Source organism: Halovivax sp. (genome assembly GCA_007119345.1).
GTDB lineage: Archaea > Halobacteriota > Halobacteria > Halobacteriales > Natrialbaceae > Halovivax.
Genome location: SKPV01000185.1, coordinates 1 through 12,766 on the forward strand (window position 1 = coordinate 1; position 12,766 = coordinate 12,766).

General features: G+C 67.6%; 10 protein-coding genes and 2 pseudogenes. 7 read left to right on the forward strand and 5 right to left on the reverse strand.

What is annotated here, in order from left to right; all coding sequences use genetic code 11:
- Window positions 1-1,371 (forward strand): Glu-tRNA(Gln) amidotransferase subunit GatE (gene gatE, locus QZT59_RS12530; protein WP_290816628.1); only part of this gene is annotated, 1,371 nt, incomplete at its 5' end.
- 245 nt (window positions 1,372-1,616) lie between these two features.
- Here gatE and QZT59_RS12535 read toward each other — a convergent pair.
- Window positions 1,617-2,360, reverse strand: a pseudogene (locus QZT59_RS12535) (RNA methyltransferase); the annotation flags it as partial.
- A gap of 363 nt (window positions 2,361-2,723) precedes the next feature.
- Here QZT59_RS12535 and QZT59_RS12540 point away from each other — a divergent pair.
- The 4 genes and pseudogenes from QZT59_RS12540 to QZT59_RS12555 all read left to right on the forward strand — a co-directional run bounded on the left by QZT59_RS12540 (window position 2,724) and on the right by QZT59_RS12555 (window position 5,596).
- Complete coding sequence (locus QZT59_RS12540; RefSeq protein WP_290816631.1) at window positions 2,724-2,879, forward strand: hypothetical protein; 156 nt, start codon at window positions 2,724-2,726, stop codon at window positions 2,877-2,879.
- Between the two features lie 141 nt (window positions 2,880-3,020).
- Window positions 3,021-3,881 (forward strand): annotated as a pseudogene (gene folP, locus QZT59_RS12545) (dihydropteroate synthase); the annotation flags it as partial.
- Window positions 3,882-4,412: 531 nt separating this feature from the next.
- Window positions 4,413-5,117 carry a 6-hydroxymethylpterin diphosphokinase MptE-like protein gene (locus tag QZT59_RS12550; RefSeq protein ID WP_290816637.1) on the forward strand — a complete coding sequence of 235 codons (705 nt, stop codon included), beginning with the start codon at window positions 4,413-4,415 and terminating at the stop codon, window positions 5,115-5,117.
- 200 nt (window positions 5,118-5,317) lie between these two features.
- Window positions 5,318-5,596, forward strand: a complete 279-nt coding sequence (locus tag QZT59_RS12555) for a hypothetical protein (protein ID WP_290816640.1) — start codon at window positions 5,318-5,320, stop codon at window positions 5,594-5,596.
- Between the two features lie 143 nt (window positions 5,597-5,739).
- On the opposite strand, the gene QZT59_RS12560 is transcribed toward QZT59_RS12555, so the two are convergent.
- Entirely contained in the window at window positions 5,740-6,744 is a 1,005-nt protein-coding gene (locus QZT59_RS12560) for a TIGR04024 family LLM class F420-dependent oxidoreductase (protein ID WP_290816643.1), read from the reverse strand.
- 297 nt (window positions 6,745-7,041) lie between these two features.
- Window positions 7,042-8,208, reverse strand: a complete 1,167-nt coding sequence (locus QZT59_RS12565) for a tubulin/FtsZ family protein (protein WP_290816646.1) — start codon at window positions 8,206-8,208, stop codon at window positions 7,042-7,044.
- 290 nt (window positions 8,209-8,498) lie between these two features.
- On the opposite strand from QZT59_RS12565, the gene QZT59_RS12570 reads away from it, so the two are divergent.
- Both QZT59_RS12570 and QZT59_RS12575 read left to right on the forward strand, forming a co-directional pair.
- The gene (locus QZT59_RS12570; RefSeq protein ID WP_290816649.1) at window positions 8,499-9,917 is read left to right on the forward strand and encodes a deoxyribodipyrimidine photo-lyase; all 1,419 of its coding nucleotides are present in this window, start codon (window positions 8,499-8,501) and stop codon (window positions 9,915-9,917) included.
- A 172-nt stretch (window positions 9,918-10,089) separates the two neighbouring features.
- Entirely contained in the window at window positions 10,090-10,362 is a 273-nt protein-coding gene (locus QZT59_RS12575) for a HalOD1 output domain-containing protein (RefSeq protein ID WP_290816652.1), read from the forward strand.
- An 85-nt stretch (window positions 10,363-10,447) separates the two neighbouring features.
- Here QZT59_RS12575 and QZT59_RS12580 read toward each other — a convergent pair whose 3' ends face one another.
- Window positions 10,448-11,518, reverse strand: coding sequence for a methionine synthase (locus tag QZT59_RS12580; protein WP_290816655.1), 1,071 nt, complete (start codon window positions 11,516-11,518; stop codon window positions 10,448-10,450).
- Entirely contained in the window at window positions 11,515-12,525 is a 1,011-nt protein-coding gene (locus tag QZT59_RS12585; protein WP_290816658.1) for a 5-methyltetrahydropteroyltriglutamate--homocysteine methyltransferase, read from the reverse strand. The genes QZT59_RS12580 and QZT59_RS12585 overlap by 4 nt, the downstream gene beginning before the upstream one ends.
- Between the last annotated feature and the right edge of the window lie 241 nt (window positions 12,526-12,766).

Consider the following 12,766-nt stretch of genomic DNA (forward strand, 5'->3'; position numbering starts at 1 on the left):
GTCGCCGAGACCGACGACGGCGTTCGCTACAGCCTCGACCGACTCGGCATTCCGCTCGTCGAAATCGGCACGAGTCCGGACATCCGGTCGCCGGAGCAGGCCCGCGAAGCGGCCGAGCGAATCGGGATGTTGCTTCGGTCGACCGGCAAAGTCAAGCGCGGACTCGGGACCATCCGCCAGGACGTCAACGTCTCCATCGAGCGCGGCGCCCGCGTCGAGATCAAGGGCGTCCAGAGCCTCGACGACATCGAGGACATCGTCCGCACCGAAGTCGAGCGTCAGGTCGCGCTCGTGGAGATCGCGGACGAACTCGGAGAGCGGAGCGGATCGGTCGGCGAACCGGCCGACGTCACCGAGACGTTCGAGGACACCGACAGCGGCGTTATTCGCGGTGCACTGGACGACGGCGGCGAGGTGATGGCCGTCCCGCTGTCCGGGTTCGTCGGCCTCGTGGGCCGCGAGATCGCCCCCGACCGTCGGCTCGGGACGGAGCTGTCGGACTACGCGAAGCGCCACGGCGCCGGCGGCATCTTCCACACCGACGAACTGCCGGCCTACGGCGTGACCGACGAGGAGGTCGCCGCCCTGCGCGAGGCGGTCGGGGCCGACGAGTCGGACGCCGTGGCCATCGTGGCCGCGGCGACCGACGTCGCCGAGACCGCGATCGACGCGGTCGCGGATCGGGCCGCGACGGCGATCGAGGGCGTGCCAGAGGAGACCCGCGGCGCGAACGACGACGGGACGACTCGATACCTGCGTCCGCTGCCGGGCGCCGCCCGGATGTATCCCGAAACGGACGTGCCACCGGTCGAGCCGGATCCGAGCGAGGTGCCGACGCCCGAACTGCTGACCGAGAAGGTCGACCGGTATCGAGCCGAGTACGACCTGGACGCGGGGCTCGCCGAGCAGGTCGCCTTCGGACCGCGAATGCCGCTCTTCGAGTCCGTCGTCGAGGACGGGGTCGACCCGACGCTCGCCGCGAGCACGCTCGAATCGACGCTCACGGAGTTGCGCCGGGACGACGTCCCCGTCGCCGAGCTCTCGGACGAGCACCTCGGGGACGTCCTCGGCCTGGCGAGCGAGGGCGACCTGCCCAACGAGGGTATCCCGGACTTGCTCACCGCGCTGGCGCGCGAACCGGACCGGTCCGCCGAGACGGCCCTCGAAGCCGAGGATCTCGGCGGCGTCGGCGAGGACGACGTTCGCGAGACGGTGGTCGCGGTCGTCGACCGTAACGAGGCGCAGGTCGCGGCGGAAGGGATGCAGGCGTTCTCCGGCCTCATGGGCGAGTGTATGGGGGAGCTCCGGGGCAAGGCCGACGGCGACCTCGTGAGTCGGTTGCTCCGCGAAGAGATCCAACGGCGCGCCTGAGCCGCCCGAATCGGGGTTCCGTCGATTCGCGTCGCTCTCCGGCGGGTTCGTCAGTCCTCCACTCGATCCGATCCTCGGCCGGATCGTCGATCCCGGTCTCCGGTCAGGCACCCTGTCGGATCGTCGATCCCGTCTTCAGTCCGGCGGCCGAAGGGATCGTCGTCCCGGGTGTCGGCGCGCCCCTCGGCCGAGTCGCGCGACCGTTCTGGGCCACCGTCGTCCGCCGCGGATCTCCCCTCGAGCTCCGGCCGCTCGGTCGCTCGCCGAAGGATCCCGATGATCGTGTTGATCTCGCGGCTGGTGGGATCGGCGCGCCCGAATAGCCGGCGCAGCATCCGCATCGTCTTCTCCCGTTTCTCGGCCGGGTGGTTGATCTCCGCGAGCAGCGCCTCCCACGCGTCGTACGAGCGCTCGATCAGGGGTTCCGGGGCGCGAGTGCGTTCGACGTCGGGCAGCTGGGTCGCCTCCAGGGCGAGCTCGCGGAGCTCGTAGAGGGTGACGGTTGCCGCCTGTCCGAGGTTCAGGACGGGGTACTCGGCGCTCGCGGGGATCGCGCAGATTTCGTCGATCTCGGCCAGTTCCTCGTTGGTGAGACCGACGCGTTCGCGACCGAAGACCAGCGCGGTGGGCGCGTCGACTCGGGGGAGCCGCTCGGCGAGCTCCGCGGGGGTCGAGTACGGAAAGCGCACGTGGTTGCGATCGTCCTCGTTGGTGATGGCGGTGCAGCCGACGGTGTGATACTTCGAGACGAGCGCCTCGAAGGTGAGTTCGCGCGCGTTCGGGAGGACGTCCCGTCGGGCGTGGCCCGCGAAACCGTAGGCCTCGCCGTCGGGATCGAGCGAGGGAGGATCCACCAGCAGCAGCTCCTCGAAGCCGAAGTTCTTCATCGCTCGGGCGATCGTTCCGACGTTTCCCGGCGTCTCGGCGTCGACGACCGCGACCGCGGGCGGACTGCGGGCGTCGGACCCGCCCGACGCTCCGTCCGTCACGCTCCTCGGCCCCCGAATCGTGGGCTTCTCGCATCCGAATCCGTCGCGACGTCCGTCCGTGCGCTCGCCGTTCGAACGATCGTGGCGAGCCGCTGGTCCCGTCGGCCAGCCCTGGCGAACCGTCGGTCTCGCGGGACGGCCTTGTCGAACCGCCGGTGCCGTGGGACGCTCCTGGCGAACCGCCGACCCCGTTGGAGCCGAGTACCGGACCACTGATCCCGTTGCATGCACGCGATTCGGGACCGAGACCGTAAAATCCCACCGTCCGGCTCGTACGACGAGGCGTGGGGTCGTCGCCGACCGCGCTTCTTGCCAAAACACCTTGGCCGAACCGCCATCCGTGAATCGGTCCAATGAATCGGTATGAGTCAAACAAACGCGGCGTCGAAGCTGTTCGCGGTCTGTCGGTCGTGTGACTCCGTCTACGTCGCCGAGTGTCAGCCCGACGGACGGATCCGTCCGATCGGCGTCTCCGCGGACTGCACCTGCGGCGAGGGCGAGTTCGAGGCGTTCGAATAGCCGCTCGGGGCGGTTCCGTCGTCGAAGAATTGACGCGTTTTGTCGATCGACGTCGCGCTCGCCAGCGTCGGCGAGGTGGGACCGACCACCCGACTCGCCGGAATCGGGTCCCATATCCGTCTTCGCTTCACAGACGGGGACATGAACAGCGTCGACGCGGCCGGGCTGGGGATCGGCGACGGTCACCCGCCGCGAATCATGGGCGTGTTGAACGTCAGCGAAGAATCCCCGTACGACCCGAGCGTCTACGACGATCCCGCCGAGGCCGCTCGCTACGTGGACGAGGAGTTGATCGACGAAGGGGCGGACATCGTGGACGTCGGCCTCGAATCGGCGAACAAGCGGTTCGACGTTCTCACCGCCGAGGAGGAGCTCGACCGGCTGGACGTGGCGATCGAGACGATCGAGCGCGTCGCCAGCGACGCCGTCTTCTCGATCGAAACGCGCTACGCGGAGGTCGCCGACGCGGCCCTCGCACGCGGGTTCGACATGGTAAACGACATCTGCGGCTTCGCGGACCCCGCGATGGCCGAGACCTGTTCCGAACACGACGTCGCGGTGGTGAAGATGGCGAGCCCGCCCGACCTCGGCCGACCCGGTGCCGTCGAGGAGGTCGACTGGGCGTCGCGGAAGTCGCCGGAGTGGGCCGCCGACGCGGAGTACGTCGACAAGCTCCTGGCGGCGCTCGCGGAGGCGCCGCTGACCGAGAAGACGATCGTCGATCCCGCCTTCGGCGGCTGGAGCGAGACGAAGACGCTCGCCAACGACCGGGAGACGTTCGACCGACTGGCGGACTTTCGCAAGCTGGATCGGCCGGTCCTGGTCTCGATCAACCGCAAGAATTTCCTCGGCGAACTCGTCGGCCGGGAGACGGACGAGCGGCTGGCGGCCAGCCTGGGCGCCACCGCGCTCGCGGTCGATCGCGGTGCTGACGTGATCAGGACCCACGACGTCGCGGCGACGCGGGACGCGGCGCTGATCGGCGACGCGTTCGGACAGAGGCGAGACTGAGCCGATGCGTTCGGACGGACGGAAAACTGAGCTGACGCGTTCGACCGGACGCGGGGCTGAATCGAGGCGTTCGACCGGACGCGGGGCTGAATCGAGGCGTTCGACCGGACGCGGGGCTGAACCGAGGCGTTCGACCGGACTCGGGGCTGAACCGAGGCGTTCGACCGGACGCGGGGCTGAACGGAGAGGTCCGGGACGAAGCTGAGGGGTCCGGGACGATTCACCGCCGCGGTGACGTGTTCCGACGATACGAAATCTGGATCTCGCGGCGGAGTCTGGCCGAGCGTCGGGGCCGTTCGTCGAGGGAGTTCGCCCGAAATCACGAGATGGCGGACGCACGGGCGAGCGGAGTGGGCGTCTGACGGCCCCGGGTACCGTCCGGGATCCTGAAGAGAAAGCTTATACCGGAGGCATCTGAAGGAGCGCATGGAAGCCGGGACACCTCTCGGGTAGGGGTACTTTGGAGGTGCGGCCCGGCCCACGACAAACCATTATTGAGGGACTAACCGCGTAGCAACTGCCATGGGCGTCGACTGGAAGCGCTGGGAGCCGGTGTACGAGGCGATCCTGTCCGACTTCGGCTACGACCGACGGGCTGACGAGCGCGCTAGGGACCGCCTGTACGAACTCTCGAGCCCCTTCGACGAGGGACGACTCTCGTTCGTGGCGGGAGCGACGGTCGCGATCGCCGGAGCGGGTCCGTCGTTGACGGACGCGGACGAACTCGAGCGCGCGGCGGCCGCCGATGTCGTGTTCGCGGCGTCGACCGCAGTCGACGAACTCGAAGCGCGCGGCATCCGCGTCGACTGCATGGTGACCGACCTCGACAAGAATCCGGAGACGGTCGAGCGCCTCGCCGGCCGCGGAACGCCGGTCGCCGTACACGCTCACGGGGACAACGTCCCCGCAGTCGAGCGGGTGGTGCCGTCCTGTCCTTCGGGATCGATCCTCCCGACGACGCAGGCGGAACCCCGCGGACACGTGGTGAACGTCGGGGGATTCACCGACGGGGACCGCGCGGCGTTCCTCGCCGATCACCTCGGTGCCGACGCGCTCGCGTTCGTCGGCTGGGATCTCGACGATCCGACCGTCGACGCCGAGAAGGCCCGGAAGCTGGGCTGGGCCGAGCGACTGCTCTTCTGGCTCGAGCATCGTCGGGACGATCGGTTCGCGATCCTCGACGGTCGCCGCGAGGAAATCGACGCGTCCGCGCTTCCGACCGAGTGACACTCCGTCGGCCGCCAGCCCGGATCGACGCGTTCGCAACCGATCGAATGCTTCTCCATCGGTCGACAGCCCGGACCGACGCGTCCGCGTCCGATCGAGTGACTCGTCCCGACCACCGAACCCGTCGTCGGCGGCTCGGTGGCGCCAACAACAGTTGAGCCGCCGAAGTCGGCAGATCGCTCCTGGGTCAACGACTCATCGTGACGGTGGCGTCCGTGGCCCACGTCGTCGCGGGAGCCATCGTTGCCATCGCGTACGCGGCCACGGACGCCGCGTTCGTCGACGGGCAGGGGACGTTCCCGTTCGCCGTCGGTTACGTCGGCCCCACGATCGCCCTCGTTCTGATCTGGGCGCGAAACTACGTGCTGGGCGCCCCGCTGTACGTCGCGGCGACGGTCTCGACGGGCAGGTTCGCCCTGTACTTCCTGTTCGTTCACGCCGATCCGGCGAACCCGTTCGCAGTCGGCGGGAGCGCGTGAGCGGCCTACGCGATCGGCTCGGCCGCCGTGGTGGGGTTCTCGTTCGTCGCCGCGGTGCTCGGGTGCTGGCTCTGGTACCGCGAGAGTCCGGGATTCAGGACCGCGGTGAACGCGATCCTGCGACCGATGGATTCCTCCGGCGTCTAGCGATCAGGCGCGAGGGCCTCGATCGTGGTCGTCACCTCTCGGTCGGTGGCTCCCCGCGGGAAGCTCACCGCGAGCTCGTCGAGGCCGTCGATCCCGTCCCACCGCTCGAGCTGATCGCTCGCCTCCTCGGGAGTGCCGACGATCGCGAAGTCCTCGAGGAGGTCGTCGTCGACGATCTCGCCGACCCGCTCTCGCTCGTCGTTGGCGACGGCTGCCGCGATCGCGGTCGCCTCCGCCTCGTAGCCCTGCCGGGAGAGGGACTCTCTGTAGTACGTACCCATGGCGCCGACGTAGAACGCGAGGTGGTTCCGACACAGTTCCCGGGCGCGGTCGCCGTCCTCGAGCACGGCCGCCGTGAGCGACAGCGTCGCCGTCACGTCTTCGCGCCGGCGGTCGCCGAGTTCCACGCCTCGTTCGAGGTCCTCGAGCCGCTCGCCAAACCCGTCGGGCGTGAAGACCGTCGCGTGCCAGCCGTCGGCGAACCGACCGGCGAGTTCGACGGACTTCGGCCCCATCCCGGCCGCGTCGACCGGGATGGGCGTCTCCGGCGGGTCAGCGCGCAGGCGGAATCCGCCGAGCGAGAAGATCTCACCGTCGTAGTCGACGAGGTCGCCGCTACAGACCGCCCGGACGATCTCGATGAACTCGCGCGTCCGCCGGAGCGGCCGATCGAAGGACTCGCCGTGCCAGCCCTCGATAACGGCGGGGCCGCTCGGGCCGAGGCCGAGACGCAACCGCCCGTCAGAGACCTCCTGCAGGGTCGCTGCAGTCTGACCGACCAGCGCCGGCGATCGGGAGTACACGTTCAGAATGCTCGGCCCGATCCCGATCTCATCCGTTTCGGTCGCAATGCGGGTCAGGACCGTCACCGCGTCCCGTCCCCAGGTCTCCGGAAGCCAGGCGTGTTCGTAGCCACAGCTCTCGCCGAGCGTCGCGTACTCGACGAACTGCTCGACGCTGTCCGGTGAAGCGACCGGCAGGTGAAGCGAGCGGTCGGTCATCGGTGTCGACCAGTTCCGGTGCGGGTCGGTCCAGCGCGTCGGCGTTTCGCGGGAGCGTTTGCGAGACTCTCGCGATCCGATACGTCGATACGGCGTACGGTCATGGCGGAAGGAGACACTTCAACGCTCTTAAAATTGTGTGATTTGCCGTGGCACGGGGCCGACTGGGGGAAAATCGGTCGCGAACGCTACTCCTCGGGCCGTCGAATTCGGGCCTCTCCGATAGCCAAACCGAAGTGTTCGACGCACAGAACCGTGTGACGTTCCGAACGACCGGAGCGTTCGAGTGCGGCGAACTCAGAACAGCGCGTCCAGCTCGCCGCTGGTGTCGACGAGCGCATCGAACTCTTCCTGGCTACTCGCCGCGATCTCCGCGGTCCGTTCGTTGGCCTCGATGGCGACCTGCTGGAGTTGTTCGATGCGGGGGACGTCGGTGACGCCCGAACAGAGGACCGTCGCACCGACCTCGTCGTCGCCGGGTCGCGGGTAATCGCCGCCGCGAACCTCCATGCTCCCCGTTTCGTCTTCGAGCCAGGAGCGGCCGCGCTCGATGCCTTTCCGGTCGAGCGCCGACGGCGGCCCGGACGCGACGAGCAGCGCCTTGTCGGTGCTCGAGATCTCGCACGGGAGGGTGAGCCGCCCGAGGGTCGCCTTCCGGACGAGGCTCGTCATCCGATTCGTCGCGGCGGCCGAGTACGGATCCTTCTCGGCGCCGACGAACCGGGATACCAGCCCGCCGCCTCCCGTATCGACGGTCTCGGTGGCGTAGCCTAGCGTCGAGATGCCGCCGCCGTCGAGCGTGTTGATGACCTCCGAGGAGTCGACGACGCTCTCGCCGACGTCCCGGCGCCGGTGGACCTCGCCGGCGCCGAAGATCACCCCGAATCGCCGGACGATCTCCTCGTTGATGGCGCCGTAGCCGCTCTCCACCGACTCGCCGGCTCGTCGCCAGGCGTCGTTGTCGAAGACCAGCAGGTTGTCGACCGCGTCGACGAACGTTCGGAACGACCTGGCCGCGTTGAGGGTGTAGACGCCCCCCTCGTCCGTCGCCGGCACCACCCCCAGGCCGTAGACTGGAACGGTGTACAGGTACTGGAGGTGCGTGGCGAGTACCGGTGCGCCGCCGGAGCCGGTCCCGCCGCCGAGGCCCGCGACGATCATGAACGCGTCCACCTCGTGTACCGGGATCGTGTCGATCGCCGCCTGGATCTCGTCGATGTCCGCCTCGGCGATCTCCGCGCCGAGCTCGTTGTCGGCGCCGACGCCGTGGCCCTTGACCCGGGACTGTCCGATCAGCACCTGACGCTCCTCGGGGACGCGTTCGACGCCGGCGAGATCCGCCGACGCGGTGTTGATCGCGATCGCGCCCGATACGAACCCCGCGTCCCGGCGCTCGTCATACGCGAGGAACCTGTCGACGATCTTGCCGCCCGCCTGACCGAATCCGATGAGTGCGAGTTTCATGGTTCTCTCGGACCGCGACCCGCCTGACCCGGATGGCCGCGGATCGCGAGCTGTGCTGTCACACCCCGTACCCACCCATAGTTATGCGACACGTACGAATGCGTGACGGTCAGTTTCTCGTGTAAATCGTCGACTACCGACTATCACGAATTTCGATATATCCTTCCCGAACGGCCGGGACGGCCTCGATACCGCGGATATTTTCGCGGCGGGTCGAGGCGGGTGCCCGCGGTCGAACGCCGCTCCCGTTGGGCGCAACCGTTAGGCGTTTTCGTGGGCTCTACTCGGTCGTGATCGTTCATTGGCACCGGGCAGACCTTCGTGGTCCGGACAACCGCGGCCTGTCCGTCGCCGCGGGACGAGGTTCGATCGTGCCCGTCTTCGTCCTCGATCCCGAAATTCTGAGCCACGCCGGTCCCCCTCGCGTCGCCGGTCTGCGGGAGGCGCTGCGTTCGTTGCGCGAGTGGTACCGCGATCGCGGAAGCGACCTCCTCCTGACCGACGGTGATCCGTGCGACGTCCTCCCAGCCGTCGCAGACGAGTTCGGGGCGGAGGCGGTCGTCTGGAACCGAGGGTACAGCGGTCTGGCACGGGTGCGCGACCGGGCGGTCGTCGCCGCCCTGGAGGACGAGCGCGTAGAGCACGTCGCCGTCGACGACGCGCACTGTCACGAACCGGGATCCATCGCGCCCGAACGGGGCGAGCACTACTCCGTCTTTTCGTACTTCTGGAAGAAGTGGCGCGACAGAGAGAAAGACGATCCCGAGCCCGCTCCGGACTCGGACACCCTCGCTCGCGGCGAGGACATCCGCTCGTCATCGATCGGGCGTGAGTCGATACCGAGCGCGGCCGATCTCGGATTCGACGATCCATCGGCCTCCACGCCCGCGGTCGGGAGGGACCGGGCCGTCGCCCGACTCGAATCATTCTGCAACGGGCCGATATACCGCTACGCCGAAGATCGGGACCGGCCGGACGCGGAGGCGACTTCGCGGCTGTCCGTCCACCTCAAGTGGGGCACGATCGGCGTCCGCGAAACCTATGCAGCGACGGGGCGCGCCCGTCGGTGCGCCGACGGCGACGCCGACCGGGACTCGGTCGACGAGTTCCGCAGGCAGCTCGCCTGGCGGGAGTTCTACGCGCACGTCCTCCGGTACAACCCGGAGATGGTCTCCACGAACCTCGCGGATCACGCCGGAGCGATCGAGTGGCGCAACGATCCCGCCGAACTCGCGGCCTGGAAAGCCGGGGAGACCGGCTATCCGATCGTCGACGCCGGAATGCGACAACTCCGAGCGGAGGCCTGGGTGCACAACCGCGTTCGGATGATCGTCGCCTCGTTCTGCACGAAGGACCTCCTGATCGACTGGCGGCGGGGATACGACTGGTACCGCGAGCGCCTCGCCGACCACGAAACCGCCAACGACGTCGGCGGGTGGCAGTGGGCCGCCTCGACCGGCGCCGACGCCCAACCGTACTTCCGCGTGTTCAACCCGACGACCCAGGGCGAGCGGTTCGATCCGGATGGCGAGTACGTGCGCCGGTACGTCCCGGAACTCCGGGACGTCGACCCGACCGATATCCACCGATGGTGCGAGCTCTCCCCGGAACGTCGCGAGGAGCTGGCCCCGGCGTACCCGGGGCCGATCGTTGACCACGCCGAGCGTCGCGAACTGGCGATCGAAACGTTCGAGCGCGCCCGCGAGTAGTCAGTCCCGTACTGTCAGATGATCGACCCGGACCGATCGACTCCCGATCGTCGAACGAATATTCGAATTCGTCGGTATTGCTACCGACCGTCGGTCGACTCGCCGAAGCCGACGGTCGCCCGGCCACCGGTTGGGCCAGCAAATTTAAACGATAAAGGGAAAACAACCCTACATGGGAATCTCTCAGCGTGGCGCGGACTCGACCGGCGTCTCCTTGAGCCAGGCGGTGGTCGAAGCCATCGCAAAACGCGAAGGGATCGATGCGACCGAACTCGAGCCCCCGGAGTACGAACCGCTGTACGCCGTCGTGGACCCGGAAGCACTGGACGCACTCTTCTCCCCAACCGTCGACGGCCGAGATCGTGCACCCGGTTCGATCGGGTTCGAGTACGGGGGCTACGACGTTACCGTCCACAGCGACGGTCAGGTGGAGCTCTCTCGCTGATACGACGTCGACGATCCGCCCGTTAGTTCCCGATCCGACAGCCATCCGCCCGTTAGTTCCCGATCCGACAGCCAGCTCTCCGATTTCAGTCGTCCGCCGGCGGGGGAACTTCGCGTTCGACGTCGATTTCTCCCGCATCGAGAGCCGCCTCGACGTTTCGCACCGCTCGGCACATGTTCGCCATCTTCCCGTAGGCGACCTCCCGGGGGAGGAGCTTCAGGCCGCAGTCGGGTGAGATCACGAGTTGCTCCGGCGGGACGACTTCCAGTCCCTTCCGAACGTTCCGTTCGATCTGCTCGACCGATTCGACCTCCGCGACGTGGGCGTCCGTGACACCGAGTGCGAGATCTTTGGTGAACGCCGGGTCTTTGAACACATCCAGCTGGTCGTAGTCGCCGTTGGCGAGTTCGAGGTCGAACTCGTCGACGGGGAACTCGAGGATCTCGGGGTAGATCCGCGAGTAGTCGCCGTAGCAGACGTGGAGTCCGACCCTGACGTCGTCGGGAACGTCGTCGACGATGCGTTCGAGACAGCCGCCGACGATGGCGTGGTCGTCGGGAGTCGTCGCCAGGGCGGGCTCGTCGATCTGGATGTACCTGGCGCCCGCCTCGACGAGCTTTTCGATCTCCTCGTTGACGAGGTCGGCGAGGTCGTACGCGAGACTCTCCAGGTCGTCGTAGGCCTCGTTGAACGACCAGTTCGCGAGGGTGTAGGGCCCGGTGATCGGCACCTTGACCGGTCGGTCCGACACCGAGGCGGTGAACTCGTACTCCTCGACCAGCCAGGTCTCGTCGTAAGACACCTCGTCGACGACGGAGGGCTTGTCGAAGTAGTTGTGACCCCAGACCTTGACCGGTCCGTTGAACTCGTAGCCCTCGATCCGGTGGGCGAAGAACTCGACCATCTCGTTGCGGCGCATCTCCCCGTCCACGACGACGTCGAGGCCCGCCCGCTCGTGCTCGTTCGCGATCAGTCGGGAGGCGTCGTTCGTCGCCTCCTCCCAGTTTTCGTCGTCGAAGTCGACCTCCGGGTCCTCGTAGAGTTCCCGCGCGCGGTTGAGCCACTTGGGCTTCGGATAGCTGCCGACGACCGTGGTGAGCAGGAAGTGGTCGTGCGGATGGTCCTCGGGCCGGAACTGGTCTTTGGTGTCGCTCATGCCGTGGTCACCTCCGTCCCGGCGAGGGCGGCCGCGTCGGCGAGCGCCTCGAGTTTGGCCTCGAATTTCCCGTAGGGCAGGTAGAACGTCTCCGTGTTCGGTGCGAGATAGACGGTCTCGAATTCGCTCACCGGGAGGCGCTCGAACACCCAATCGGCTCGGTCGCGGATCGCACCGGGTTCTTCCAGGAGCGTGTTCTGGCCGTCGACGAGGCCGAGGAGGACGTCGTCGGTCCCGCCGTACTCCTGGAGGTTGTAGAGGTTGTCCTCGCGGTTCGTGACGAAGTCGAATCCGACGGCGTCGATATCGGCGTCGAGCAGGTGTGCGTACACTTTCTCCTCCAGCGCGTCCCAGTAGGGGTGGACGACGACGTCGGCTTCCGTGGCTCCGGCAACGCGGTCGATCGCCTCGCCCGCACGCTCGTCCAGTCCGTCCACCGGCGGCGACGTCGCGAGGGAGGGTTCACACAGGATGAGCGTCTCGTGGGCGGGGAACGCCTCGATCTCCGCCGCCAGGTAGTCGGCGACGGCGTCGAGGAACGCGGCGTCATCGCCGTAGTGTTCGTCGATCGCGAGGTCGGCCAGCGAGTACGGCCCTGGGAGTACCGCCTGGAGGTCCGCGGCTGGGACGTGCTCTCTCGCCGCATCGAGCTCGGCGGCGACGTCGCCCGAGAACGACAGCTCCTCGCCGACCACGGGTTCACGGTAGAAATTATTGTTGTCGTAGTAGCGAACGATTCCGCGAGTCTCGACGTCCTCGTGAACCGTCAGCGGGTGCGCGAGCATGTCGTCCCACCGGAGTTGTCCCTCGACGATCCGGTCGAGCCCGGCGTCGCGCTGGAAATCGAGGACTTCGGTGCGAGCCGTTCGGTACCGCTCGCGGATCTCCGGCCCTTCGTCGCCGTCGATGAGATCGTGCTTCTGGTGGCCCTTGAGGTCCGAGAGCTCGTCTTTCGCCCAGTCCGGGAGCGGATAGAGTCCCGTCGTGGTCGAGACGTATTCGGTCATGCGTACTCCGGCGTAGGCTATGCCGCTGTTTAATATTTTCCATCCATAATAATACGTGTTAGTTATCCTCCCGTTCCGGCAGTCGCACTTGTACGAGCGTAAATGAGACGGACGGCTACCGGACGCAACGGATAAAACCGGCCTGGCGGACGGGATCGGTGGACTGAACTGGCGGACGGGATCGGTGGACTGAACTGGCGGACGGGATCGGTGGACTGAACTGGCGGACGGGATCGGTGGA